This is a genomic window from Photobacterium salinisoli (genome assembly GCF_003614885.1).
In the GTDB taxonomy this organism is placed as follows: domain Bacteria; phylum Pseudomonadota; class Gammaproteobacteria; order Enterobacterales; family Vibrionaceae; genus Photobacterium; species Photobacterium salinisoli.
Map to the genome: position 1 here is coordinate 1,726,876 of NZ_QZMS01000007.1, position 25,985 is coordinate 1,752,860.

Annotated in this window: 24 protein-coding genes; 7 read left to right on the forward strand and 17 right to left on the reverse strand. The window is 42.0% G+C overall.

The window, feature by feature from the left end; translation table 11 throughout:
• Positions 1-4: 4 nt before the first annotated feature.
• The 15 genes from D6M16_RS08555 to D6M16_RS08625 all read right to left on the reverse strand — a co-directional run bounded on the left by D6M16_RS08555 (position 5) and on the right by D6M16_RS08625 (position 16,232).
• Complete coding sequence (locus D6M16_RS08555; protein ID WP_120511420.1) at positions 5-1,057, reverse strand: DUF1972 domain-containing protein; 1,053 nt, start codon at positions 1,055-1,057, stop codon at positions 5-7.
• Positions 1,058-1,061: 4 nt separating this feature from the next.
• On the reverse strand, positions 1,062-2,264 hold the full coding sequence (locus D6M16_RS08560) for a hypothetical protein (RefSeq protein WP_120511421.1): 1,203 nt from the start codon (positions 2,262-2,264) through the stop codon (positions 1,062-1,064).
• A gap of 94 nt (positions 2,265-2,358) precedes the next feature.
• The gene (locus D6M16_RS08565) at positions 2,359-3,462 is read right to left on the reverse strand and encodes a glycosyltransferase family 4 protein (protein WP_120511422.1); all 1,104 of its coding nucleotides are present in this window, start codon (positions 3,460-3,462) and stop codon (positions 2,359-2,361) included.
• 5 nt (positions 3,463-3,467) lie between these two features.
• Entirely contained in the window at positions 3,468-4,265 is a 798-nt protein-coding gene (locus tag D6M16_RS08570) for a glycosyltransferase (RefSeq protein WP_120511423.1), read from the reverse strand.
• Positions 4,246-5,370: a glycosyltransferase gene (locus tag D6M16_RS08575; protein ID WP_120511424.1), complete on the reverse strand. Its 1,125-nt coding sequence runs from the start codon at positions 5,368-5,370 to the stop codon at positions 4,246-4,248. The genes D6M16_RS08570 and D6M16_RS08575 overlap by 20 nt, the downstream gene beginning before the upstream one ends.
• Before the next feature lie 18 nt (positions 5,371-5,388).
• On the reverse strand, positions 5,389-6,672 hold the full coding sequence (locus D6M16_RS08580; RefSeq protein WP_120511425.1) for a hypothetical protein: 1,284 nt from the start codon (positions 6,670-6,672) through the stop codon (positions 5,389-5,391).
• Positions 6,653-7,918, reverse strand: coding sequence for a flippase (locus D6M16_RS08585; RefSeq protein ID WP_120511426.1), 1,266 nt, complete (start codon positions 7,916-7,918; stop codon positions 6,653-6,655). Before D6M16_RS08585 ends, D6M16_RS08580 begins: the two co-directional genes overlap by 20 nt.
• Before the next feature lie 10 nt (positions 7,919-7,928).
• Entirely contained in the window at positions 7,929-8,906 is a 978-nt protein-coding gene (locus D6M16_RS08590) for a nitroreductase family protein (protein ID WP_120511427.1), read from the reverse strand.
• Complete coding sequence (gene rfbC / locus D6M16_RS08595) at positions 8,903-9,448, reverse strand: dTDP-4-dehydrorhamnose 3,5-epimerase (protein WP_120511428.1); 546 nt, start codon at positions 9,446-9,448, stop codon at positions 8,903-8,905. The genes D6M16_RS08590 and rfbC overlap by 4 nt, the downstream gene beginning before the upstream one ends.
• 1 nt (position 9,449) lies before the next feature.
• Positions 9,450-10,319 (reverse strand): dTDP-4-dehydrorhamnose reductase, encoded by an 870-nt coding sequence (rfbD, locus tag D6M16_RS08600; RefSeq protein ID WP_120511429.1) that lies wholly within the window; start codon positions 10,317-10,319, stop codon positions 9,450-9,452.
• Between the two features lie 17 nt (positions 10,320-10,336).
• Positions 10,337-11,218, reverse strand: a complete 882-nt coding sequence (rfbA, locus tag D6M16_RS08605; RefSeq protein ID WP_120511430.1) for a glucose-1-phosphate thymidylyltransferase RfbA — start codon at positions 11,216-11,218, stop codon at positions 10,337-10,339.
• Positions 11,218-12,282, reverse strand: a complete 1,065-nt coding sequence (rfbB, locus tag D6M16_RS08610; RefSeq protein WP_120511431.1) for a dTDP-glucose 4,6-dehydratase — start codon at positions 12,280-12,282, stop codon at positions 11,218-11,220. The genes rfbA and rfbB overlap by 1 nt, the downstream gene beginning before the upstream one ends.
• 47 nt (positions 12,283-12,329) lie before the next feature.
• A complete protein-coding gene (locus D6M16_RS08615; RefSeq protein WP_120511432.1) occupies positions 12,330-14,489 on the reverse strand; it encodes a polysaccharide biosynthesis tyrosine autokinase in 2,160 nt (719 codons plus the stop codon).
• A 129-nt stretch (positions 14,490-14,618) separates the two neighbouring features.
• The gene (locus tag D6M16_RS08620; protein WP_120511433.1) at positions 14,619-15,059 is read right to left on the reverse strand and encodes an arsenate reductase/protein-tyrosine-phosphatase family protein; all 441 of its coding nucleotides are present in this window, start codon (positions 15,057-15,059) and stop codon (positions 14,619-14,621) included.
• Positions 15,060-15,062: 3 nt separating this feature from the next.
• A complete protein-coding gene (locus tag D6M16_RS08625; RefSeq protein ID WP_120511434.1) occupies positions 15,063-16,232 on the reverse strand; it encodes a polysaccharide export protein in 1,170 nt (389 codons plus the stop codon).
• A gap of 884 nt (positions 16,233-17,116) precedes the next feature.
• On the opposite strand from D6M16_RS08625, the gene D6M16_RS08630 reads away from it, so the two are divergent.
• The 6 genes from D6M16_RS08630 (at position 17,117) to D6M16_RS08655 (ending at position 23,503) form a co-directional block, all read left to right on the forward strand.
• On the forward strand, positions 17,117-17,404 hold the full coding sequence (locus tag D6M16_RS08630; protein WP_120511435.1) for a hypothetical protein: 288 nt from the start codon (positions 17,117-17,119) through the stop codon (positions 17,402-17,404).
• A 107-nt stretch (positions 17,405-17,511) separates the two neighbouring features.
• Positions 17,512-18,237 (forward strand): YjbF family lipoprotein, encoded by a 726-nt coding sequence (locus D6M16_RS08635; RefSeq protein ID WP_120511436.1) that lies wholly within the window; start codon positions 17,512-17,514, stop codon positions 18,235-18,237.
• Between the two features lie 183 nt (positions 18,238-18,420).
• Positions 18,421-19,188, forward strand: coding sequence for a capsule biosynthesis GfcC family protein (locus tag D6M16_RS08640; RefSeq protein WP_205576841.1), 768 nt, complete (start codon positions 18,421-18,423; stop codon positions 19,186-19,188).
• Complete coding sequence (locus D6M16_RS08645) at positions 19,188-21,419, forward strand: YjbH domain-containing protein (protein ID WP_120511438.1); 2,232 nt, start codon at positions 19,188-19,190, stop codon at positions 21,417-21,419. Before D6M16_RS08640 ends, D6M16_RS08645 begins: the two co-directional genes overlap by 1 nt.
• A 375-nt stretch (positions 21,420-21,794) precedes the next feature.
• A complete protein-coding gene (locus D6M16_RS08650; protein ID WP_120511439.1) occupies positions 21,795-22,019 on the forward strand; it encodes a hypothetical protein in 225 nt (74 codons plus the stop codon).
• 350 nt (positions 22,020-22,369) lie between these two features.
• Positions 22,370-23,503: an LPS O-antigen chain length determinant protein WzzB gene (locus D6M16_RS08655; RefSeq protein WP_240435553.1), complete on the forward strand. Its 1,134-nt coding sequence runs from the start codon at positions 22,370-22,372 to the stop codon at positions 23,501-23,503.
• 139 nt (positions 23,504-23,642) lie between these two features.
• Here the strand turns inward: D6M16_RS08655 and D6M16_RS08660 are convergent, their stop codons facing one another.
• Both D6M16_RS08660 and D6M16_RS08665 read right to left on the reverse strand, forming a co-directional pair.
• Entirely contained in the window at positions 23,643-23,912 is a 270-nt protein-coding gene (locus D6M16_RS08660; protein ID WP_120511441.1) for a YfcL family protein, read from the reverse strand.
• 97 nt (positions 23,913-24,009) lie between these two features.
• On the reverse strand, positions 24,010-24,543 hold the full coding sequence (locus D6M16_RS08665; RefSeq protein ID WP_120511442.1) for an elongation factor P hydroxylase: 534 nt from the start codon (positions 24,541-24,543) through the stop codon (positions 24,010-24,012).
• Positions 24,544-24,820: 277 nt separating this feature from the next.
• Between D6M16_RS08665 and D6M16_RS08670 the strand changes: the two genes are divergently transcribed.
• Positions 24,821-25,933, forward strand: a complete 1,113-nt coding sequence (locus D6M16_RS08670; protein ID WP_120511443.1) for a UDP-N-acetylglucosamine 4,6-dehydratase family protein — start codon at positions 24,821-24,823, stop codon at positions 25,931-25,933.
• Positions 25,934-25,985 lie beyond the last annotated feature (52 nt).

Below are 25,985 nucleotides of genomic sequence, written 5' to 3' on the forward strand. Positions count from 1 at the left end.
ACTTTCAGTTATAGGTAGATTCATACTGTTTGGTAATTTCACTCCAAACATATCTTTTCTCAGCAATCTTTTTCATTGACACGGCATTATCCATTAATTTCTTTTTATCTTCATCTCCAAGCATTAATTTCAAAGAATGGCTTGAATCGAAATACTGAGCTTTATTTTCAGTAGAATAACGATTGAATATACAATCAAATGCAACAATCGGCTTCTCAAAATGCATCATCTCAACAAGTGATGGATTCGTACCACCAGCTGAATGTCCATGTATATAAAGCTGGCACGAACTTCTAAGAGTGAAAAGCTCATCAAGATTATAAATGGGATCAATTAATTCAATGTTATTCTCACAAGAAAAAGTACTTTTGAGTCTTTTTCCGAATTCATTAGCGCTCCAATTGCCAACAAACTTAATTTTTCTTTTGCTACCTTGAAAAGCCTTTAATATCATCTCTACATTATTTTCTGGCTCAATCCTACATAAAGCTAAACAATAGTCACTTTCTTTATGTTTGTTAGTATTGCTGATAGCATGATCCCCTCCATATGGAATAACAACATTATCCTTTCCATACTCTAAGTCTACATAATCTCCAATGGCTTTATTGTCAGTAATTACCACATTAGAAAACTTTACAGCAAGAGACTCTGAAAACTTTAAAAACTTTTTGGCCAACCACCCCCATTTATCTCTTTTCCATTCTAAACCATCAATATTTGTTACAATCTTTGCATTTGAAAAAAGCTTGAACACAGGCAAGAATATACATCCAGAAACACCAAGTATCAAAATAACATCAGGTCTGTAACGCCAACATAATAACAAAGACGCTATATCATAAATTACACTTTGAATACCATTGGCCTTAAAAGGAAGATAAATTAAATTCGCTCCGTTATACTGCTCAATTTTTGTATCATATGCTTTTGAAGAGCAAAAAACAGTATATTTATATAAGTCACTTCGGTAGTCAACCAAATTTTCCACTAAAGATTCAAATCCACCATAACATCCAGGTAAACCAACAGTACCAACAACAAAAACATTTTTCATAAATCTACTTGTTATCCGAATTAAAATAGATCGCAATTATAAACAACCAAAAAAAACCAAACCCAATATTTTGGAACAACATTAAATAAAATAAAACACATGAAGAAGAGACTGCAAAATGATAACCTATCATTTTTTTAAAGAGGAGATTATAACAATAAAAATATAATATAAAACTAACCCCTCCCCCCATATATAAAAAAGCAATAAGCTGAGAATCTGGCCAATATGTCATCCCTGGTCCCACAATACCGATACCGGTGCCGATAGGGTTATGAAGTACAAATTTTGCTACTTCACTCCATTGATAAATTCGCCCTAATGCGGAAAGATCACTAGAGAAGTATTTAATAGCAATTATAGTGACGAAGAAGCTAACAGGAACTGATAAATAAAGAACAATTTTTTTCAATGGGAAATCTTTCGATAAAAGAAAATTCAAAGATACAAATAACACCCCTGCAAGAAAAATTGTTCTGACACCTGTTAGATACATAGCAACCAAACTTAAAATTAAGATTAGAGAACGAAATTTATACTTATATTTGATGCTATACATAAATACAGCAAGGCTTAGAAAACCAATTCCTAATGTGCTTGTGAAAAAACCAAACGGCCTAATTAGGTCATCTCTGAAAAAATCCCAATAGAAAAGTTCCAAGCCCAAATTATCGTATGCTGAATAAAACCAAAAATCCTCGACTTTGGAATAATTTACATATTGATAAAAGGAAAAAATAACATTAGGCATGAATATAAAAATTATTAAAAATGCCATGTATTTATTTAGGCTTACTTTCTTTCCACAAACTAGTAAAGAAAAAGAAAGCAATAATATTGATATATAAGCTCTATATCCAACTAAAAAACTTGATAAATCGTAGTGCAGCAACCCGTTAACAGCTAGCAACGCAATGAAGAATATAATAAATAAACAAGGAACATTAATAATTTTATTTTTAACTATCTGCAACATTGCAATTAAAAACAGCAAAAAAACAAAAACATCATATAATGCACTTGTTATGAAAGGCTCATAATATGCTAGATTATCCTTTAGCATTAAAAAAGTGAAATCATAGTAGGCAAGAAATATTGTAAATGCACACAATATTATTGTGAAGTTGACTCTTAGAGACATGAACAATATAAACAAGCCTGAAATCACAAAAAAATACAAAAAATCAAATATTTTTAAAAAATCCATGCTCTATAGTCTTTCCCGTATTGAAATAAATCAAGACCAAAATTTCGCTTGCATAAAAGCCATCATTATATTTATCTTAACCAATACTTGAATATTAATCTTTAATACAGTTGATTATTTGACTCTCATAATTTTTAAAACTAAAATCATGTGCTCTTGATTTTGCATTTCGAGCCAACTTAAACCAGGTATTAAAGTCATTTGAGATTTCAAGTATTAAGGCTTGCAATTTATCCGTATCTTTAGAATCGATTAAATATCCAGCAGAAGAGAGACCAATAACTTCTACGGGTCCACCGACTGTTGGGGCAATAACAGGATTAAACTGTGACATTCCCTCAATTAGAGTTAAACCGAACGTTTCTATCCAGCTTTTCTTATTTGACAAGTTTAGAACTAAAAATGATTTTCTATAATACGTCAATATATCTGAAGGTCGATAATTTACATTAAAATTATGAGGCAAAGTAAACCTTGAAAAATAAATATCTCCCTCATGAGGTTCACAGTTTGCAATAAGTGTAAATGTGACATCTTCTTTTTTCATGGCATCGGCCAAATAAATAAGCTCAGGAATACCTTTATAATCTTTTAAAGATGACAACATTAATACATTCTTACCTCCCCACTTAGATTCTAAATCAGCATCACTCATATTAGAATCTAAGTACAGAACATCTATTGCATTATGTACCACACAAAAATCACATCGTAATTTACTTTTTAACTCATTAGCCAAAAAATTTGAAACATAGATAGCTTTATCTATAAATATAGAATGGAATCTTAAAAGGAAAGAATTCAACACTGGTGGTGTGATAGAAATCTCATGCGCATACAAGATTGTCTTTTGAGCAAAAAGCTTACCCGCCAAAGATGCAGCAAAAGGTAACAAAGTATTTACAACAACTACTTTCTTCTTTATTTTCCTGTCTTTTATTAATAAATATGAAAGTTTAAAAAATAGTATAACCTGACTTAACATATAAAAGATTAGTGTAAAGAATTTATTGTCTGATCTTTTATAAAAAAATTTCTCAGTATATAAAGACACCTCAGAAACAAAGCCAGAACTAGATGAACCTAAAATAGAAACATTATCTAATCTTTTGTTATTCAAAACTTTTATGAATTGTGATAGAACTTTTGGACTTCCACTAAAATCATCGTATAAATGACAAAGGTAATATTTCTCCACTTTAGTTATCCTTTAATAGTCTCATATAAAAAATAATAAATTTTGCACATTATAAAATGAAAAAATGTTCTTTTCCTATTGATGTAAATCATTGCTTTCTTATTATTTTTATATCTAAAGCTATTAACTTTTTCTTTACTAGTTAAGTTTTCACTCTCCATTGATAGATCATGTACTATACTTGAATTAAGAACAAATACCGGAATTTTTTCCCTCTTAAGATTAAGAAAAAAATCTGTATCAATTCCATAGAAATCTAGATGTTCATCAAACTTAAATTTGAATGTTTTAAAAAGTTTATTACTAATAATGACTCCACTTGTTATACCAATCAAACCATCATTAAGACCTGAAGAAACACTTTTTAGATGCCTTCCAACAACCAGGCCTAATGTTGCAGGACTATACAGTTTGCCGTTAGAGAAAACTTGTGGTATTGCTACTAAATGATTGTCATTGATAACCTGTTCTAATTCGGTTAAATAGTTCCCACAATAAGTTGTGTCATCATCTGAAAGAACAATATAATCAAAGTTATGATTATTTATAACCAAATTATATACATAGCTTAAAGAACAATTACGATTCTGTGACAAATATATGTAACCATTATTTAAAGCGTATGTTTCATTATCTTTCCTAAAAACATCTTCAGTGCTATTGTCCCATATTATAACTTCTCTTTCTAATGAACTTGCGATACCGTCACTATTTTGAAGAAATGTATTTGGTGCATTAATTTTTTCTATTAATTTATTATATACGACAGTTAGTAAAAGTACTTTACATTTCTTTTCTGACATTTACTACCACCGCTAAAAATTTTTCCATTACAATATTAGGTAAGTGTTTACTTTCAAGTTCACCTACGATTTTTTCAATCTCATCCGTTGATATAGATTGAGATTCTTGTATGCAAATAGCAATTCTATCTTTTGATGTGATCTCTTTAGCATGCCGGCCAGAGTAATTGTAATAAGCCGCTTCAGAGATATTTTCAGATGTTAACAAACCTCCAAAATTACCACCATTTTTCCCAATAATATGGCCAGCCATTATAACTCTCTTTCTTAAAAGTAATGCTTCTAAGGCTGAGCGGCCTACAGCAATTACACAATCCGCTCGATTCAATTCACTCAAGAGTTCATCTCTGGTTAATGAACCGGTAAAGTTCACAACATGTTTAAATTTATCAGAGATATCTCTTCCATACTCACTGGAAGTATCACCGATAACAGTAAAACCATATTTATCAGTATCAACATCTTCCACAAAGCCTAAGAAACTTTCTATTGTACTTCTTTTTTCTTCATGTACATGACTAAGAAGCACAATATTATTCCTCTTATCATTCCTCCATTTACATTCATCTAAATATGGAATATCTATAGGGTTTTGAATAACTTCAGAATCATGTATTCCTTTACTAACTAGAAAATCTCTTACTTCCTCGCTTACAGCAACAAATTTACTAGGTTTAACATTCACAGCTTCATATATATCTGTATATTCATTTGGTAGGATATGGTGCACAATATTTATATGAGGAATCGTTTTTGATAAACAAGAAGCAACTATAGTTGGATAACCTTGCTGTGATAAGAAAAAGTCTGCTCCTTTTATATATTTACCTAAATAGGTCTTATAAAAAAACTTTAACCAAAACCAATTTTTATAAAAAATCCTGTGCTTTCTTGGTAAATCAGATATCTTGTTAGTGTTAATCCCAACAAATGGGATCAAAATAACCTTATATCCACATTCCCTTAAATATTCTACCATTACACCATTGCTTGAAATAAAAATTACTTCGGCATTTTTCTCTTTTTTTAATTGCTTTGCCAGACTATAAACATATTGTTCTGAACCACCGCGGTTTAATGTATTAATAAAGAAAACACACTTCATATTATATATATAACCTATTCAGACTAGTTCGATTTCGATACCAATACTCTTCATTTTTTGTTCTAATAAAGAATACCCTCGGAGTACTTGCACAGCATTATCAACTGTAATCATGCCTGGATAGAAGATCGCGAGTAATAACATAGCAAAACCAGCTCGAAGGTCGTGAGAGTATAAACCAACATGATCATTAATTTCTTTGAGGTCTAAACTAAAAATAGTTGATTCGCCTGTACCTACTTCAGCGTTTAGACCTACTTTCATCGCTTCTTCTAAGTATCTGAAACGTTTTGGATAAATCGGATCAATTATTGTTACTGGTTTTTCAGCCGTATATGCTAATAGCATTGCAATTACAGGTTGATAATCAGTACCTATCATTGGATAAACACCAACTTCCAAATCTTTAGCATCAAGATTTTGTGCTTTTTTAACCACAACCATTCGCTCTTTTTCTTTTACATCAAAGTCTAACCCTAAAGACTTCAAATAAGCTAAAGGTTGTTTAATATACTCTAATTCAACATTACTTACAGTCAGTTCATGCTTAGCATGCATTGCACCCAGAACAATATAGCTAATTGCTTCAATACGATCAGATATAACTCGATGCTCGACGCTTACTCTATCATTATTCCGATTAGAGGTGATTCTTACATCACGCTCAGAAATGAACTCAACAAGTACGCCTACTTTTTCTAGATATTTAATTAAATCAATAATCTCAGGCTCAATTGCGATATTTCGAACAATACATGGCTTCTTCATTATTGCGGAAGAAATTAATATATTGTTTGTAGCCCCAACACTAGGAAAGCGTAAGGTATAATCAAATGACTCGACAATTTCTTTATTATCGAACTCAATATGATCAGTATGCTCTGTTATTTTGCAACCAATGTTTCTAAAGAAATCTAAATGTATGTCAATTGGGCGCTCGCCAAATGAAGAGCAACCGCCGGACAATCCTAATTTAAATGTATTAACTCCAGCACCAACAAGAGCGCCCATTAAGATTGTTGAGTATCTTATCTTTGCTGCCAACTCAGTTGTAATGTCAATATTTGTCGGAAGATTTGAAACTTCTAAACACATTTCATTATCTGAATGGGTATATTCAACTCCAAATGTTTGTAAAATATTCCCTAATATTTCTGTGTCTCTTAATAACGGTGTATTTGTAAACAATGATTTTTCTGACAAAAGAGCTGCGCACATTAAAGGAAGTATACTATTTTTAGCCCCAGAAATATGTACTTCACCTTGAACTTCTTTTACATTTCTAACAACTAGACCTGACATTTTTTTCCCTTAATGATTTTATAACATCGATAACATCTAACAAAAGTAACGCTCTAATATTTTGAATAAATATTAGAGTAGTTCTTTTATTTAAACCATTCATAAATAAAGTAGATACTGAAAATGATACAACAGTTGCAAGCGCAGCTCCCTGTGGTCCATATTCAGGAATAAACAAGTAATTTAGCCCTACCGCACAACATACTGCTACGATATTTTTAACCGTCGAATACCACACAAGATTATTTCTATAGAAAAAGACAGCCTGCGAAGTACCAAGCGCCACAAAAACACCCGCTACAGCATGAATTTTTAACACATCGGCTGCTGCAATATAACTCGTACCATATAACAACTTGATTAAGGGTTCAGCGCAAAAATATACGAGAATTAAGAATAAATATGATAAGGCAACTGTAATTTGCATTCCGTATACTTCTGTTTCAAAATATTTCTTTGCTTGGCCTTCTATCTTTGGTATCAAATAACTCATTAAAATTGCAGGAATCATAAACCACATTTCTGAAATTCGTGTTGCTGCACTATAGATACCGGCAGATGTTGCCCCATCTATATTTTCCAACATGATAATATCTATTTTAGAGAATGCGATAACAGACAGGGCTGAAGCTACTAGAAATAACCCTTGCTTAAATAAGCTTATTGCAACTTTAAAAACTTCTACATTTATACTTACAACATGTTCTTTGCTTTTATAAACAAAAAACACAATTAAACCTAAGACGAATTCTAGTGCATATGTATATGCAAAAAAATCTAGGCTTAGTTCATACCAATAACCATAAATTCTCACAGCCAAAACTAGCGTGTATATTATTAACGAAGCAATACAAAGCTCTTTCACTTTTTGTTTAGCTTTAAACTGTATTTCTCTAACATCAAAGAAGTTAAGAATTACTGACGTTAATATAACAATAGTGGCTAAATCTACCTCTCCAAAGCTAAATACAACTAATGCCACAAATAGGTATATTATATTTAATATTAGCCTTACTAAAAAATGAGAACTAAACAATTGTGTGCTTGTTTTTAAAGATGACTCTCGGAGTACATAACTTTCTAAGCCAAAGCCAAGTATCACTATTATGATACTTCTAATTGCAAGGTCTGAGGAAATTAGTCCAAACTGTTCGACACCAAGTGTTCTTGCGATTAATATTGATGATACTAAACCCACTCCAAGGCGAAAAAATTTCTCAGTAAATAAAAGAATTAATTGATACAATTTATAAACTCTACTTTATCTCTTCAATAAATTCTTCGTTGTCTTTTCTCAAAGAATACGGCACTACTTGATCTTTATTCGGACGTCCAAATGCAATCATAGCAGAAATTTGATAATGTTTAGGTATATTAATTAACTCCTTAAGGTTCTCATCTGCTTTTCTTGATACGCACCAGTTCAATGCACAAGCACCAAAACCTAATGAATGCATTGCATTAATCAAGGACATAATCCAGATACCCCCTTCTATATAACCTAAATTTCTTTCTTCCTTACCTTCCTGATACCTTATATCAGAGCAAACAATCATAATACCAGGTACATTATCTCTAAAAGTACGACTGCCATTCTGTAAAGACAAAATCTCCATATTCTGACTTATGGATTTTGAATAATATATTTTTATTGCTTGTCTATTACATGCAGATGGACAATGTTTTGCAATCGAAATTATTTTTTTGATGTCATCATCTAAAATAACATCCGTGTTAAACTCACGAATACTACTTCTATTTTTAAAAAACGTTGAATAATTATCCCAATCACTAGCAACATTTAAACTCTTAGTGCCACCATTTACTTTACCAGTATAAAACTTTGAAACAGTTTTATTAAATCTTTCTTCTTCGTATAAAAACTTTTGGCTATTATTTTCATTGCGATTAAGCTCAAAGTATTTATTTAATGTCGCTACAGCACTTTGAACGTGAATATTATTTCTTTCTGATTCACTAAGATTATTGATAATAATATTTTGTAACCAGTGAATACTATCTAGCCCAAACTCTGGCTTTTTGTTAGTTATTGATAAGCCTTTTTCAATTGTATGATATATGCGAATTATTAACCCAAACGCATGTCCTTCTTCTTGGTAGTTACCTACATGTAATGAATGCTTTGCATAGTTTTTATAATCATAATAAAAGTCAGGAATCATTTTCAAACAGTTAATGACTCTTTTAACCTTGTTCTTCATGATTTTAATCACAACTTTACAGCCTCTATTAACAACATACCATTTTCATCTTTATCCGATAAAATTACAGAATCACTTACAGGCCATTCAATAGCAATAGATGGATCATTCCAAATAATACTCTGTTCAAATTTTGGGTTGTAGTAGTCAGTGCATTTATATACAAATTCAGCTTCATCACTGGTAACATAAAAGCCGTGAGCAAAGCCTTCAGGAACCCAAAGTTGGCGTTTGTTATCTGCGGAAAGATAAACACCAACCCACTGGCCGAATGTTGGTGAGTCTTTCCTGATGTCTACTGCAACATCAAACACTTCACCAGAGATTACGCGAACCAACTTACCTTGTGTGTTTTCTGTTTGATAGTGCAGCCCACGTAAAATTCCTTTTTTCGACTTGGAGTGGTTGTCCTGCACAAATGTACAAGGCTTACCAGTCACTAATTCTTCAAATTTTTTCTGCTGCCAGGTTTCCATAAAAAAACCACGATCGTCTCCGAATACGGCAGGTTCGATAATTTTCACATCTGGAATATTTGTTTCAATTACTTTCATTTTAATAGTCTTCAATTCGTTCTAGTGCAAGTTGCCAATTACTTGGTGTAATTCCAAATTCACGCTGAATTTTTTCACAATTAAGCTTAGAATTTACCGGACGTTTCGCAGGAGTGGGAAAATCCGCAGTTGTAATCGGATTTAATTGGGGTTTCTTGCTGAGCAACTGATATTTTACTGCGGAATCAAAAATAGCAGTTGCAAACTCGAACCAACTGACATGCGGTAGACCTGAAAAATGGTAAATACCATAATTTGTTGGCTGCCCACTGGTAATACACTGTGCAATCTGTATTAGCGCATCAGCAATATCGCTAGCATAGGTAGGGCCACCGAACTGGTCTGCTACAACTCCCAGGCTATCTCGCTCTTTACCCAAGCGAAGCATGGTTTTCACAAAATTAGCGCCGTTTTCATGGAACACCCAGGCGGTACGCAAGATAATATGTTTTGAGCAACACTCAGCAACCGCTCTTTCGCCAGCTAACTTGGTTGCACCATAAACGCCTTGAGGGTTAGTCAAGTCTTGCTCGCTGTAACTTCCTTGCATGTCCCCGGCAAAAACATAATCTGTAGATATGTGCAGCAAAGCTGCATTGATACTTTCCGCAGCTTTAGCTAAAAATTCAGGACCGACAGCATTAATGTGATGCGCCAACTCTTGTTCTTGCTCTGCTTTATCGACGGCTGTATATGCTGCGGCGTTGATAATAACATCCGGCAGAAAGGCCTGCACTTGGGCTTTAACCTTAGCTTCATTGGTTATATCCAATTGCTCGCGGGTAACCGCGAGCAATTCAGCCTTCCCCTGAAGCTTATTGACAAGTGCCTGACCAACCTGACCATTAGCCCCCGTGATCAATATTTTCATGTTGGCTGGTAATCCTTTTATTGATATTTGTACTTTTCGTCAATCAGTCTTTTCAAATATTGGCCATATTCATTTTTATGCATTGGTTTGGCAATTTTCAGCAGCGCCTCATCGTTCAGCCAATTATTGCGCCAGGCAATTTCTTCTAAACAGGCTACTTTGAGCCCCTGGACATGTTCGATGGTCTGCACGAAAGAGGAGGCTTCATGTAAACTTTCATGGGTACCTGTATCCAACCATGCAAATCCACGACCTAACAGTTCGACACTCAGGCTATCATCTTCCAGATACATCTGATTGATTGAGGTAATTTCCAGCTCGCCGCGCTCTGAGGGTTTAACCTGCTTAGCGAAATCAACCACGCGGTTATCATAAAAATACAAGCCAGTCACTGCGTAATCTGATTTAGGCTCCTGAGGCTTCTCTTCAATAGACACAGCTTTCATTTGCTCATCAAACTCGACCACACCAAAACGTTCCGGATCTTTAACCTGATAACCAAATACCGTAGCACCCTGCTCACGTTGCGCAGCGTGTTTCAATGTTTTAGAAAATGACTGCCCATAGAAGATATTATCGCCAAGTACAAGACAGCAACTATCACCATTAATGAATTCCTCACCAATAATGAATGCTTGTGCCAGGCCATCCGGACTTGGCTGCACTGCGTATTGCAGATTAATGCCAAAATCCGAACCATCACCCAGCAGACGTTTAAAGGATTCATTATCTTCAGGTGTAGTAATAATCAGGATATCGCGGACCCCTGCCAACATTAGCGTTGAGAGTGGGTAGTAAATCATGGGCTTATCATAAACAGGTAACAATTGCTTTGACACGCCTCGCGTGATTGGATACAGACGGGTACCCGAACCGCCAGCTAAAATAATTCCTTTCATTATGCGGTTACTCCCAAACGTTCCATGCTGTATGACCCATCAAGTACTCGTTGCCACCAGGTTTTATTATTCAGATACCACTCAACGGTTTTACGTAAACCTGTTTCAAAGGTTTCTTCTGGTGTCCAGCCCAGTTCGCGCTCTATTTTGCTGGCGTCAATCGCATAACGAACATCGTGCCCAGGGCGATCAGCCACATAGGTGATCAGAGATTCGTAAGATGCCACACCAGCAGGTTTCTCAGGAACCAATTCTTCAAGAAGTGCACAAAGGGTCTTCACTACTTCGATATTAGCTTTCTCGTTATGGCCACCAATATTGTAGGTTTCACCGATTTCACCTTCAGTGACTACTTTATAAAGAGCCCGCGCATGGTCTTCGACAAACAACCAGTCACGAATCTGCATACCGTCACCGTAAACAGGCAAAGGCTTACCGTCTAATGCATTCAGAATCATCAGCGGAATCAGTTTTTCAGGGAAATGGTAAGGGCCATAATTATTGGAACAATTGGTGACTATGGTTGGAAAGCCATAGGTCCGCAGCCAGGCACGCACCAGATGATCGCTTGAGGCCTTAGAGGCAGAATACGGGCTGCTTGGTTTGTAAGACGTGGTTTCGGTGAACAGATCGGTTGTGCCTTCTAGATCGCCATAGACTTCATCAGTCGAAATATGGTGGAACCGAAATGCCGATTTACGTACTTCATCCAGTTGGTTCCAATAAGCACGAGACACTTCCAACAGGTTATAGGTGCCCATAATATTGGTTTCAATAAATGCTGCTGGCCCATCTATGGAACGATCGACATGGCTTTCTGCAGCTAAGTGCATGACTAAATCTGGTTGGTGTTTTTCAAACACACCTTCCAGAGCCGCTTTATCGCATATGTCGACATGCTCGAAACGATAGCGTTCGCTATCAGACACATCACTTAACGATTCCAGATTACCAGCATACGTCAGCTTATCCAGATTAATCACATAGTCTGTCGTATTTTGAATAATATGACGAACAACGGCTGACCCAATAAAACCAGCACCACCTGTTACAAGTATTTTCACACTGTTACCTTAATTACTTCGTAATGGAGGAAATTGATAATTCAAATTTATTTAGATTCATAACTGTAGTTATAGTAACCACCGCTATAATGCGAACTCGCCGTTCGCAGTACCGCATTGAGAATAAAGCCTTTCACTTCAATGCCATTTTGCTCAAAGCGTTGCTTGGTTACTTCAATCTCTTTCACTGCGTTCTGGCCAAAACGGCCCACCAGCAAGGTCGTACCCGCATGAGCGCCAACGATCGCCGGATCCGTAACGGCCAGAATTGGCGGGGTATCCACTACCACGATATCGTAATTCTCTGAAGCCCAATCCAGCAATTTTTTAAACCTTGGGTGCATCAAAAGCTCCGACGGGTTAGGCGGTACTTCACCGCGACCGATAAAATCCAGATTGTCCACGCCAGGTTGCCTGATAATTTCTTCTATACCGGCTTTATCAACCAGATAACTCGACAGACCTGGCGTGTGAGTCACTGCCAGGTTCTTTTCCAGTCGGCCTTTGCGCATATCGGCATCAATCAGCAAGACACGCTGGCCGGTTTTAGCTATCACTGCCGCCATGTTGGATGACACAAATGACTTACCAATGCCAGGACTAGGGCCGGAGATCATCAGGATATTATTTTTGGCTTCCATCATGGCAAAGTGCAGGCTGGTGCGCAGGCTGCGCAGCGCTTCAATCGACAGATCTGCCGGGTTCGCCACCGCCAGTAAGCTCTCTTCCACCGTGAGCTTCCGCTTGCTTTTCTGTTTCTTTTCCATATCACTTTGCCAGTCCGACATCGGGATACTGGCATAAACAGGCAAACCAATGGCTTCAATTTCATCCGGGTTTTCAACCCCACGGTGAAACGCCGCACGTATCAGGACTAAGGCTACAGCCAGCATACCGCCCAGCAGGGTTACTAACACCACAATTAAGGCTTTTTTAGGCTTTATGGCATGAGTGTAAGACTGAGCAACATCCAGAATACGGACATTCCCGACTGTGCTGGCTTTGAGGATATTCAGTTCCTGCACTTTGTTCAGCAACTGAACGTAAATTTGCTGGTTGACTTCTACGTCACGGGTTAAGCGCAGCACTTCGCGTTGGGTTTTGGGCAGCTTTTGCACCTGACGGTTTAATTTTTCCCGCTCGCCCAATAAGGTTTTACGCTTATCCAGCAACGCGATATAAGCCGGGTGCTCTTTGGTGAAACGCTGTGAAATTTCACTTTCTTTGAACGTCAGCTCATTGAGCTGGGATTCCAGCGTCACCATCACATCCAGGGTCGATTTAGCTTCCAGCCCCAGGTCAATGGAATCGTTGGCCTGACGGAACTGATTCAGCTCGTCTTCCGCTTTGGTCAGGTGTTCTTTTACATCCGGCAGGTGGCCGCGTAAAAACTCCAGGCTCTTTTCCGCTTCGGCTGAATTACGGGCCACGTTCTGCAGAAAATAGTTCTGGCTGATGTCATTCAAAATCGCGGTATTCTGCGCTTTGTCCGGCCCGGTAAACGACAGCTGTAAAATACCAGTTTGCTTGCCGCGCTCAGCTACTGTCAGGTTCTGCTGAATCCACTGAATGGTATCTAACCGGGAACGTTTGCTGATGCTGAACTCTGACCCTGCCTGTTCGCTAATCAGCTCCGAGACAAACAACTGATACTCACCGGATGTGACAAGCTCGCCGGCTTTACCCGATAAAACTTTCTGTTCTTGGCTGTCGAACAGGATATAAGTTCCGCTGTCCGGATCATCTAACACCAGTGTATAAACAGGTTCTTCTATGTCTTGCGGGATGTCAAATCGACTGATTTCGATGCTGTCTTTATTGCCGGACAGGCGATTGATGCCCTTTCCAATCACAGGCAACGCGGCAGGTTCTGCCAGTGTGGTCAGATTGAGTTTGTCCACGGTTTTGCCGAGGATCATGCGCGAGCGAATAATCTCAATTTCGGTACTGGAGGAGGACTCACTCGAAAATAAATCCCCCATCTCGCCCAGGGCAGACAAACCATTGTTTTTTTCTTCAACCTGCAGCAGGGCATCGGCTTTATAAATAGGTGTTGCTAACAGTGCATAAGCAATGCCGACAACCGCGAAGGCGAACGTAATGGCGATTATGGTCCAGCGCCTGTCCAGCAAAATGCCAAACAGTTTGCCCAGATCAATCTCGTCGGAGTCGGTTTGTTTCACCGACACTTGTTGCGAAACAGTCATAGTGTCTATCTACTCAGGCTACTCATGATGGTGGATGTCATGGCGGATGTGATGGTGATCTGTCTGAAACACTGCCGCTCACAGTTCGCAGCGGCAGTCTTCACCACACAGTCAGTACTTTGCCAGGTGTTATAACTTTTGCGCCCAGGCACGGGCGGCTTTATCAATCAGCTGGTAGGCATGTTCGTAGGCTTCCCGGCTCAGGCGGTAAGGGTCGGGAATGTCCTGCTGACCAATCCATTGCCCAAACAACATGGTTTTACCTCTTGCTTCTGGCACGATTGACGCCACGGCATCCAGATGGCTTTTTTCCATCACCAGAATCAAATCAACGTCACGGCACATTGCTGAGGTCAGTTGCTGAGCCTGATGTCCCTCAAGAGAGACCCCATTCTCGGCGGCAATGTCGCTGGCTGTGCGATCCGCAGGTTTTCCCTGCAGCTTGCTTTTCTCTGTGCCTAATCCTGCCGACTGAATATTTTTCGCAGGCAACAATTGTTTCAGCAGCGCTTCTCCCGACGGAGAGCGGCAAATATTACCGACGCATACCACAAGAATATTATTAAACATGGCTTACCAATCCCTCACTCGTACAGCGCCTTCGGTCAGCTGATTAAACCCGGTAATGGTTGGCAGCAACTGGCGAACCACACGGTTCCAGCGCGCAATCGGTGCCGAGGTCACATACACCACATCGTAAGGTTCCAGTTCAAATTCGGTACCCAGTACTAACGCCGCTGCATCTTTGATATTGAGCTGATAAATATCTGCCAGTGGCGCGTTGTCAGTGGAGCTAATATTTGCTTTGCTACCTTCACGAACCTTGTTATTTTTGCGCACATTACGGATCACAAACACACCGGTCGCGTCCGCTTCCAGTTCGTTAATACCGCCAACACTGCTCAGTGCTTCGGTCAATGTCATACCGGCACGGTCAATTTTCAGCAACTGCGGGGCGTTCACTTCACCCATAACAAACACTTTCTGCGCATCGTTGCGCGGTACATGCACTATGTCACCCGGGCGAAGCAGGCGGTTTTGCGTCAGATCACCACGCTGCATTAAGGCATACAGCGAAATGTCCTGTTCGATACCATTACGGGTCAGGGTCACGTTTCGCCAGTCTGCCTCTTTTGCCAGACCACCTGCTTTGTTAATAGCATCTAAGAGTGTCATCGGCACATTAGTAATGGCTTGCTGGCCCGGCGTGTTCACTTCACCGGTCACATACGCTTTTTGAGAGCGGAAGGCCGCGACATTGACATCCACTTGCGGGCTTTCAATAAAAGCCGCCAGCCGACTGGCGATTTCATCTCGAATCTGAGTGACGGTTTTGCCGCCGACCTGAACAATGCCGATATAAGGATAGAAGATGCTGCCATCAGCATGAACCCAGTTGCCAGACTCACTGGAACTGCGGTAAGAACCGGCCGGAATGGTCAGCTCAGGATGATCCCAGATAGTAATATTCAGGATATCGCCGGGACCAATGTAATATTCATAGCCTGTGAGTTCTGCATCCAACGCTGGATTGGTTCTGGCTGTCACTTCTGGCCGTTTTGACTGGTAAATAACAGAAGGTGTCAACGGATAGACGTTAACCTGTTCAGACACATTGAACGCTTCGTTGTCTGCTTGTTGTTTATTGCCGGGTAACGACAGATGGGAACCGGGAACAACCGTACAACCTGCTAATAACAATGACGCCACAGCAGTAAAAAGGAGCTTCTTAGAGAAATCCATATCCAATCAACGTTGATAAATAAAAATTGAATTTTGATCGAAAAACTAATCACAGTATGCAAATTACAGTTGCCAATGGATAAGTCAGTCGCACATTATGCAAACAGCCGAATCACACTAGGGTGACAACAACCGCTTAATTAGATAAACCTGATGGAGTAAAGACCACGCTCCGGTACATAACACTCGGAACAGAACGTCAAACAGGAATTGAAAGCCTGTTAAAAAGAGAAACTGCAATAAAATTTGTATTTCAGAGGCTGCCAGCAAACAGTCTTCTGACCTTTCAGACACGCTACCGCCCTTAGGTTACAGCTCCCAAACGCCTTCAATAACATCCATGTTTTCTGCAAGGTGCAGGTTAGCGTTTTCACATGACACTCATGTCAGCCGCATGACATTTTATTAGAAAAATGTGATTTAGGTTACGTTTGACTTTGTTTTAACCAAAAGCTGTGAAAACGCCTGTCTTCCCCCATCACAATCGTTGCAGGGCATGTAAAAACGCCCTGATTGACTGTCACTTTGGCTGCCGCATTCTACACAATCGCACTCCACTGAGAAACCATTAAATGCAACAGGTCTCAAATTAGAGTAATTAGTCATCATCAGGTTATTGTCCACATGAAAAATTCAATTTTCAATGCATTCAACACAATGTTTACCAAACCTTTGCTACTGACAAGTGACTACAAGGCTATACTATTCTTAGTATAAAAATACTAACTGAATGTTTTGTTTTAAAATCGCAGTAAACAGCAATCTTCACATTCTATACATTGCTATCCTTTATATATGCCAATATCATTGAAAAGCGTTTTGCGTTATCAACAAGCCGCAATCTTTAGAATTTATCACTCAACACAACTTAATAAGGGAATAGGATGAACAAGGTAATCGTTTCTCTGGCTGCATTGCTTATGGCCGGCTCAGCGTTTGCAGCAACCGGCACAGGTTCTGTAACTGCCACTACATCGACGACAAGTGCAACTACCGCTTCTACCGCGGCGGCAGGTACGGCAGCAGGTACTGCAGGTGCCACTGCTGCGGCTGTTGGCGGCATCACTGCCACTACAGTAGCAGTGGGCGCAGCCGTTGCCGTTACCGCTGTCGCTATTGTTGATGCCAACGACAACGATACAGCAACTACAACGTCTGTAAATCAGGGCTAAGCAAACCCATTTGCTGTCTCAGATTTCATAACCGCACGCCTGTGCGGTTATTTTTATTTTTGTCATTGACCTGTTACTGCCATTGACCTGTGAATAACGGATACCCAATGTTCGACGCCCGTCTTTCTGTAAACAGACGCTTTTTTTTACTCATCACCCTGTTACCGCTGCTTTTATCCGGGTGCAGCCAAAAATTTCAGAATGTGTCAGATACCTTTCGGCTCGCTGTGCGCGGTGATGATGACACAGTGAAATCCTCAGCCTGGATTGAACAGTTACCTTACGCCAGTATGTACGCCCGTATCGGAGACGGCCCTCAGGCCTTTATGGTGCTGGCACTGGCAGAGCCTGCTGCGGTTCTGACACCGGCTGACTCAGAAGCAACAGCGCCGGCTATGCAGCTAAAATGGCTGGCCGCCGACAAAGGCATGCTGGTAACAGAACAAGGACGACTGGTAAAAACCCTGAACCTGCCCCTTGGCAATCTTGTTCAGGTTACCGCTGAGACGCCAGATCCTGTCGCACTCGGGCTGCAGTTACCCTCAACCCCCACCACCTGGACGCGTCGCATCGACTGGCAGCCTGGCTACCACTATGGTTATCAGCTTACCTCCCACTTTGAAGACAAAGGGTTGGTCACCATTACCATCAACAATATCGCTCAGCATGCACGCTATTTTGTTGAAAAGGTCAATGTGCCCAGTCTGGATCTGCAGTTTGACAACGCTTTCTGGATTGAGCCGGCCAGCGGTGAAGTCCTGAAAAGTCGCCAGCTTATCGCCCCCGGCTTACCTGAAGTCGAAACACAACTGCTTAAAGCTTACGGACAATAACGGTTTATGAATGCAAATAATCGCTTACAGCCGATCTTTTACCCTGACCAGACATGGCTTTCCGCCCCAGGATCTATGATGAAAGCTTTGATGCCGACAGTTTCAATACAGGCTGTATTGAAACGGACTGCTTTGATACTGCTAGCGTTGATACTAAACGCTTCGCTATCCCTGTCCCCCGCCATGGCAATGCCAGCAGAGATAGCCCCCACATCGGTCAGGGTACAACTGAACAGCGCCGAAAAAGAATTACAACTGCGCTACCCGGCCACCGTCCGGCTGGATCAGGTTCAACAGGACGCGCTGGCCAATGTATCCCTAATGACAACATCAGACATGGCCGGTCAGCCGTTGTACTGGATCGGTTCCTCTTTATGGAAAGCCGATCACCGTGCTAAGCAGGCCATCGCACTGCAGCAGCAAACCTTAGACAAACAGATAAGAGCACTGGCTGATCACTGGCGACACAGCCGCCCGGCTGCCGGTGAGACACTCAATGAGCTAGCGCAACATTTAGCCTCTCCTTTGCCTGGTGAGCGCATTTTTCTTTCGCTGGACAAGGATCGCGTGCGCATCGTACCCGAGAACAATCCCGCACTGAACGGAGCTTTTGTGTTACGGCTGACTACCCGGCCCAATACCGTTAAAGTGACGGGTGCCCTCAAACTTCCAACAGGCAATACGGCTGATATTTCGCTTCCCTGGCAGGAAAGGCAGGATGCCGCTGGTTATCTGAAACAGGTACAAATGTTATCGGTTGCCAACCGGGATTATGTCTGGGTTATTCAGCCCGACGGCAAAGCCGAACAACACAGCATCGCGTACTGGAACCGGCAACACAAAGATATCGCGCCAGGTGCCACCCTTTATCTTGCGTTTACCGATCTGCCAGAGAGTGCTAAGTCGTTAAATGCTCAAATTATTCATTTGCTTTCACAAAGGCCTTTCTGATGGATCAGCCTGTTAAGTCTTCTTATTCCAAGCTATTGGGTCTCCGCTTTCTGTCAGGATTATCTCTGGGGGTAATTACCCTTCCGGCACATGCCGATGCATTCAGTTATCCTGATTTTTCCGTTTCCCAGACTGATTTTGGTGGCGTAGGCCTGATCCAGATGCCTTCCGGCCGTGTCGCGCCGGAAGGCGAATTCACCTTTGGTGCTACCTATAACGACGATTACCTGCATTACAATGTGTCATTGCAATTGTTCCCCTGGCTGGAAACGACCATACGTTACACCCTGGTTCAGGATGTTCTCTACAGTGAGGACGAGAACTTCAGTGGCGACACCAAATACACAGACAAAGGCATCGACTTTAAGCTTCGCCTGCTGGAAGAGAGCTTCTGGATTCCGGAAACCGCCATCGGTATCCGTGATTTTGGCGGTACCGGATTGTTTGACGGCGAATACATTGCCGCCAGCAAACACTGGGGAGCGCTGGATTTTACCCTGGGACTGGGCTGGGGCTACATTGGCAACGGCGCCAATCTGTCCGGTGATAAAAGCCTGAGCAACGATTGCGGCCGCAATACCGAATATAAAGGCAAAGGTGGCAGTGTCGATTTCGAGCGCTGGTTCTCAGGCTGTATGGCGCTGTTTGGCGGAGTGGAATACCAGACGCCCTGGCAACCTTTGCGACTGAAGCTGGAATATGACGGCAACGACTATACCAGTGATTTTCCTGTGACCCGCGCGGACTCTGATATGACTCAGGACAGTCCGATAAACCTGGGGGTGCTATACCGCCTGGGCGACTGGGGCGATCTGCGTATCAGCTATGAGCGCGGCAATACCTGGACCGCCGGTTTTAACCTTAATACCAATTTTAATCAGCTGACTACTTCCTGGCGGGATACCCCCGTTGCCACCTATGCGCCCGACAGGCAAAAGCGTACTGCCACCAGCCAAGACTGGCAGAATATTGCTAATCAATTGCACACCAACGCCGGTTATGAAAACCCGACCCTGTATGCCGATGATCATACCGTGACGGTAGTGGCACCGCAGAACAAGTATCGGGATAGCGATCAGGGCTACCAGCGCGCTGCAACCCTGCTCAGTAACCATTTACCGACAGATCCGAAAACCGGTCTGCCGCTGTATGACGAGTATCGCCTGATTGAAACCGGCAATAAGCTGCCTGTTAAAGAAACCCGGGTGAACGTGAAGGCATTTGATCAAATCGCCAGTCACCGCTATGTCAATGCCTCTATCGACGATGCCGTCGCTCATCAGGTACCGGCGCAGCCGCAAGGCCGGCTGATTGCCACAGACACTGACAAATGGGATCTGAATGTTTCACCAACCCTTCAGCAGTCTTTTGGCGGCTCGGAAGGGTTTTACCTGTACAACCTGGGGGTAACGGCTGGTGCCAATTACCACATGACGGATCATTGGGAGCTGGGCGGCAGCGTCTATCTCAACCTGTTCGATAACTACGATAAGTTCCTCTACGATGTGCCACCCGACGGTACAGATTTAAAACGTGTACGTACCCTGGTTCGCCAGTACATTGATGGCAATCCGATCCGGGTGCACAATCTTCAGCTGACCTGGATGGATCAACTGGCGGATAACTGGTACGGGCAAGCGTACACAGGTTATCTTGAAATGATGTTTGCCGGTGCGGGCAGCGAAGTGCTTTATCGTCCTATGGGAGAAAACTGGGCGCTGGGCGCTGATATTAACTATGTGGTTCAGCGAGACCCGGATACCCAGTTCGGCCTTTTCCATGACGAGGTGCAATTCGACCCCATCACAGGACGTGACTACAAGGTACAAACTGGTGCGCTGACCGGCCATGCCACTTTCTATTACCAGCCACAATGGTCCTTACTGCCCAATACGCTGATGAAAATCAGCGCCGGGCGCTACCTGACGGAAGATGTCGGTGTGACCTTCGACTTCTCCAAGCAGTTTGACAGTGGCGTCATTGCCGGCGCCTTTGTGGCCAAAACCAATCTGTCCGCCGAAGAGTTTGGCGAGGGCAGTTACAATAAAGGTTTCTACATCTCGATCCCTTACGATCTGATGACAGTAAAACCAAGCCGCAACCGCGCCAATATTTCCTGGCTTCCACTGACGCGTGACGGCGGGCAGATGCTCAATCGTAAATACCAGCTCTATAGCATCACTGATGCGCGCTATCCCTGGTACGGCCGAAAGATGATGCAAGCTGAATAAATGTAAAACTCAAGGCTTTATAGTCAGATGGTACTGAGTGGCCCGCCCCGGCGGGTCACTTTATTTCTGAGATAACCGCTGCTCCTGCTTTTTCTGTCCTTTTTGCTTTCTCTTCTGCTTTTTAGCTTTCTTTATATTCTTTCAACTCTTTTTAGTTGCTCTGAGTGTCTGGTTTCGCCAACAATCAGCCCTGCAAACTGAATGGATTTATTGCACTCGTGCGCTGCTGTGAGACTAAGTCGTCCTGTTAAACGGTTGGACCCGGATCCCGTACCGGCAACATAAAAAGTGGCTAAAGATTAATCTTCATCGAATACTGTCGCCTTCCTGATCTGGATGAAGTGATCTCGTAATCGACGTTTGTGAGGTAGAAATATGTTCAGAAAATATGCTGTTTTTTCGGTAACATTTCCCGTACTGCATAAAATCAACCTGTTGCTGGCGATCGCGTTTTTTGCCACCTGCTGCTACCAGTTGGTGGTCCGGGAAGATATCGTCTTCAGCCTGGGGTTACTGGCCGTCTTGTTCCTGCTGACTCTTTTTGCCGGTTCGTCAAACTACCGGCGTAAATATATCAGCTTCCCCTATTCCGTCGATTAGCCCTGGACTCATTACGATTGAGAGAGGGAGAGAGGCTCAGCATCACGCATCTTGAGGTCACACTTAAGTGACAGTTGCTTTTTTGTATAAAAAGTAACTTTTAATGAGCCTCGGTTATCCGAATTTTTTGTCAGGGATCACGGATAGTAGAAACTTGTTCAATAATTTCCTGCAAGTGCCCTATGGCTGCTTGCTTCCGCTAAGAGCCCCCACCTATAATTTGCCTTGTGAGTACATATTCACTTAATTCTAATGCTCTACTGAACGCATTAAGATAAAATTACAAAGATTTTTTTTTATTTTTCTTATTTATCGCATCACAAATTGCAGTTATCAATGGAAGTGTCATAGTGACAGATACACACACAAAAGCCGTCCCGTCAGGCCCTCAACTTGTTCATCACTCTAATCAAACTATGCCAACACCAGACAGCACTGATGAAATTGATCTCGTCCAGCTGGTAAGGACCCTATGGCAGGAAAAGCTGTTGATAGCGCTGATTACCTTTGTCTTCGCCATCGCAGGTGTTGCCTACGCCCTGACTGCACAAGAATGGTGGACAGCCAAAGCCAAGGTGATACAGCCCCAGATTACCGACTTTGCCCAGCTGCAGCGTGAAATCAGTGCTTTCCAGCCAGCGTTTGATATCTATCAGGCAGACGGTACCGTACTGGTCAGCACCCAACTGCTGGATGTGGCAGATGCCGAAGTGCTGTTTAAGCATTTCATCAATGGCTTTAATTCGCTGGAAAACAAAAAAGCATTTTTGACGGACAGTAGCGATTTTCAGCAGTATCTGACTGACAATAACGTTGTCTCTGAAGAAGATACCGACAGAGCGCTGGAAAACTGGTTTGATAAAATCACGGCTCAGCCAGCAAGCAAACAGGAAGCCGATACCTTTGTGATTAACCTGCAGGCGACCACCAGCAACAGCAGTTTTGCTATGCTAAAACAATATATCGATTTCGTTTCAACCAAAGTCTATAACGATACATTATCGAACGTGCAGGCGCTGGTATCAGCCAAAGAGTATGAGCTGAAACAGCAGCTTAAGGTACTGCGCAGTCAGGCCAGCAGTTTTCTGCAAGTAGAAAAAGAGCGTACCCAGTATGCCCTGAATATTGCCAGTGCGGCAGATGTCAACCAGCCGGTGCAAAACCTGGGGGATAACGAGATCTTTGCTATCAACCTGGGCGCTAAAGCGCTGGCGGCCAAGGTGAGTGCCTTGGAATCAGTCAAGAACCTGAGTGTGGTTGAACCCCGCATTCAGCAGGTAGAAGCGCGTCTTTCCCTGCTGCAGGGCACTGAATTGAATAAAAATATCCAGTTTAAAACCTACCGTTTCCTTGAAAACGTAGAAAAACCGGTGACTAAAGACAAACCTAAGCGCTCACTGATTGTGGTGATCGCCACACTGCTGGGCGGCATGCTGGGTGTGGCTTTTGTCCTGATCCGCTCTGCGTTCAGAAATCACGATTAATTGCCAAAACAAGCAATTATCAGAGATGGGATAAACTAAAAGGCCAGTTCGGATAACGGACTGGCCTTTGGGTATCTGTTTGTACTTCTGTTTCAATTACTAGCAATGTGCCGGGATTATGGCAATCGAACCAGAGCTATTATTCAACCGCCGATTGTTGTAGCTGAAGCCACAGCGATTTCACCAGCTGTTGATCGGCAGGGTTCAGTTCAGACTGCGCATTCTTCAGGCTATCATTGACCGCCTGGTTCATCGCCTCCAAAGACGCAATGCCGTCGCGTTCACACTCTGCTGCCGACAACGAAATATGACCACGCAGGTAACCGCCTGCAAATAATTCGTCATCCGATGCCGTTTCCACCATCAGGTCAATCAGGGTGAGCAGCTTTTCTTCGTATTGCTGGATCATCTCGTCACTCTTTCGTTTTATCTGAATCTGGCCCTGTACGGCACAGAATAGGTTTACTCACGCCACTCATACACTGACGTGATGCGTGTCCGTATCATCAAAGCGGCTCAGGAAAATCGTCTGCGCTGAGCGGTTGTACACCATAATGCTGTCGCAACACTTCTGACAGTATGCCCGCACGCTCCGGTGTATTGCCATCCAGGTAATGCAGCACCTGCTGGCGAACTTTGCGGGTAAATCCTACCCGATCCGGCTCATGATCACCACTCAGGTTGTCGCAGCTGACCTGAAAACGAAAGCCGCAACTGGCGGCCAACAGCCACTCTACCGCCTGAGGTTTCACTTCAACCTGCTCAAACACGGCCTGTTGATCAGTGTCCCGCCCGTCGGGTAAATACCAGTAGCCGTAATCTTCTTTCAAGCGCCGCTCGGGGCCGGCAATACACCAATGCGCGATCTCGTGCAGTGCAGAGGCAAAGTAACCGCGGGCAAACACAATTCTGTGGTGCGGATGCTCAGTATCAGCAGGAAGATAAATCGGTTCATCACCGCCCAGCACCAATTCGGTGTTGAAGCGGGTCAAGAAAGTGCGATTAAAGAGTGTTATCAGGTCGTTATAATCGTGAGGCATGGACTGTGCGTGGCTTTATTTAACATCAGGGAGGTCAGCGCTGATGCCCTTAGCCCCCTCTCGCAAGAATGGCGCCGATTATAGCGGGTTTGGGAGCATAGTGCTAACCGCAACACATTAAGCCTTACACCATAAGGGGACTCACGCTCGCACTAAAGCCCATGGTATGATGCTGCCTTCTTGAAACCGATAGTAGCAAGATAATGCAAGTCATTATCAAAGCATACTGCTGCCAGTAATATCGACATCGCGATTTTTCATACTCACAGAATCACACATGCCAAACACCACCTTAAACATCGAAACATTGTTAGACCGTGAGCAAGTGCTGCCACTCACATCGCTCATGTCGAAAAACATTACCGGCAAAAACGTAATGATTACCGGGGCTGGTGGTTCAATTGGCTCAGAGTTATGCAGACAGATAATCCGGCTGAAACCCAGAAAATTAGTCTTATTTGAGTTAAATGAATTTAACTTATATAGCATCCATCATGACATCAGCCTGCAACTCAAAAATCTGGGACTTGATATTCCATTGATTTCTGCTTTAGGTTCTGTTCAACATCAGCAGAGAGCTCAATCGCTGATGGTAAAACATCAGGTCGACAACCTTTATCATGCTGCGGCTTACAAACATGTCCCTATGCTTGAAGAAGAGCAAAACATCATTGAGGGGCTGTATAACAATGTCTTTGGTACTTTGGCACTAGCAAAGGCAGCAATAGAGGCTAAAGTTAGCCACTTCACCTTAATTTCTACCGATAAAGCCGTACAACCTATTAATATTATGGGTGCCAGCAAACGGCTAGCAGAGCTTATAGTGCAATCTCTGGCCCAGTATCAGAACACAACACTTTTTACAGCAGTGCGATTCGGTAACGTGCTCAATTCTTCCGGTTCAGCCTTACCACTATTCAAGCAGCAGATCCTGCAAGGCGGACCAGTCACGGTTACTCATCCTGATGCAACCCGTTACTTCATGTCTATTCCAGAGGCAGCTCAATTGGTGATTCAAGCAAATGGAATGAGCGAAAACGGACAACTGTTTGTTCTTGATATGGGGAAACCCGTCAAAGTTTTAACATTGGTTGAACGACTGATTCAGCAGTTGCATCCGGTAAATGCTCACCATGCCAGCCCTGAAATTGAGATCATTTTTACCGGGCTTCGAGCGGGAGAAAAGCTCGAGGAAGAGCCACTTATCACAGAAAACACAAAAAGAACTGTGCATCCCAAAATCATGGTCTTAGAAGAAAAACCGAGCCCATGGTCTGAATTAGAAACCTATTTAAATCAGCTCAATCACTATTGTGCTGAAACGAATGTAGAAAGTATTCGTTCACTTTTACGCCAGTTTATGTGCTCACAGCCTTTGACTGATGCTTGAAAAAATAACGTACAAAAAGAGGACGCCCCAACGTCCTCTTTTTGTTTAAGCA

What these genes read in the sequence shown, in the direction of transcription:
- D6M16_RS08665 (WP_120511442.1), bottom strand. Translation starts at nt 24,543, where the DNA reads ATGCCTCACGATTATAACGACCTGATAACACTCTTTAATCGCACTTTC.
- D6M16_RS08620 (WP_120511433.1), bottom strand. Translation starts at nt 15,059, where the DNA reads ATGTTTAATAATATTCTTGTGGTATGCGTCGGTAATATTTGCCGCTCT.
- D6M16_RS08630 (WP_120511435.1), top strand. Translation starts at nt 17,117, where the DNA reads ATGAACAAGGTAATCGTTTCTCTGGCTGCATTGCTTATGGCCGGCTCA.
- rfbA (WP_120511430.1), bottom strand. Translation starts at nt 11,218, where the DNA reads ATGAAAGGAATTATTTTAGCTGGCGGTTCGGGTACCCGTCTGTATCCA.
- rfbD (WP_120511429.1), bottom strand. Translation starts at nt 10,319, where the DNA reads ATGAAAATATTGATCACGGGGGCTAATGGTCAGGTTGGTCAGGCACTT.
- D6M16_RS08625 (WP_120511434.1), bottom strand. Translation starts at nt 16,232, where the DNA reads ATGGATTTCTCTAAGAAGCTCCTTTTTACTGCTGTGGCGTCATTGTTA.
- D6M16_RS08645 (WP_120511438.1), top strand. Translation starts at nt 19,188, where the DNA reads ATGGATCAGCCTGTTAAGTCTTCTTATTCCAAGCTATTGGGTCTCCGC.
- D6M16_RS08650 (WP_120511439.1), top strand. Translation starts at nt 21,795, where the DNA reads ATGTTCAGAAAATATGCTGTTTTTTCGGTAACATTTCCCGTACTGCAT.
- D6M16_RS08635 (WP_120511436.1), top strand. Translation starts at nt 17,512, where the DNA reads ATGTTCGACGCCCGTCTTTCTGTAAACAGACGCTTTTTTTTACTCATC.
- D6M16_RS08640 (WP_205576841.1), top strand. Translation starts at nt 18,421, where the DNA reads ATGGCAATGCCAGCAGAGATAGCCCCCACATCGGTCAGGGTACAACTG.
- D6M16_RS08555 (WP_120511420.1), bottom strand. Translation starts at nt 1,057, where the DNA reads ATGAAAAATGTTTTTGTTGTTGGTACTGTTGGTTTACCTGGATGTTAT.
- D6M16_RS08560 (WP_120511421.1), bottom strand. Translation starts at nt 2,264, where the DNA reads ATGGATTTTTTAAAAATATTTGATTTTTTGTATTTTTTTGTGATTTCA.
- D6M16_RS08660 (WP_120511441.1), bottom strand. Translation starts at nt 23,912, where the DNA reads ATGATCCAGCAATACGAAGAAAAGCTGCTCACCCTGATTGACCTGATG.
- D6M16_RS08670 (WP_120511443.1), top strand. Translation starts at nt 24,821, where the DNA reads ATGCCAAACACCACCTTAAACATCGAAACATTGTTAGACCGTGAGCAA.
- rfbC (WP_120511428.1), bottom strand. Translation starts at nt 9,448, where the DNA reads ATGAAAGTAATTGAAACAAATATTCCAGATGTGAAAATTATCGAACCT.
- D6M16_RS08615 (WP_120511432.1), bottom strand. Translation starts at nt 14,489, where the DNA reads ATGACTGTTTCGCAACAAGTGTCGGTGAAACAAACCGACTCCGACGAG.
- D6M16_RS08575 (WP_120511424.1), bottom strand. Translation starts at nt 5,370, where the DNA reads ATGAAGTGTGTTTTCTTTATTAATACATTAAACCGCGGTGGTTCAGAA.
- D6M16_RS08580 (WP_120511425.1), bottom strand. Translation starts at nt 6,672, where the DNA reads ATGTCAGGTCTAGTTGTTAGAAATGTAAAAGAAGTTCAAGGTGAAGTA.
- D6M16_RS08570 (WP_120511423.1), bottom strand. Translation starts at nt 4,265, where the DNA reads ATGTCAGAAAAGAAATGTAAAGTACTTTTACTAACTGTCGTATATAAT.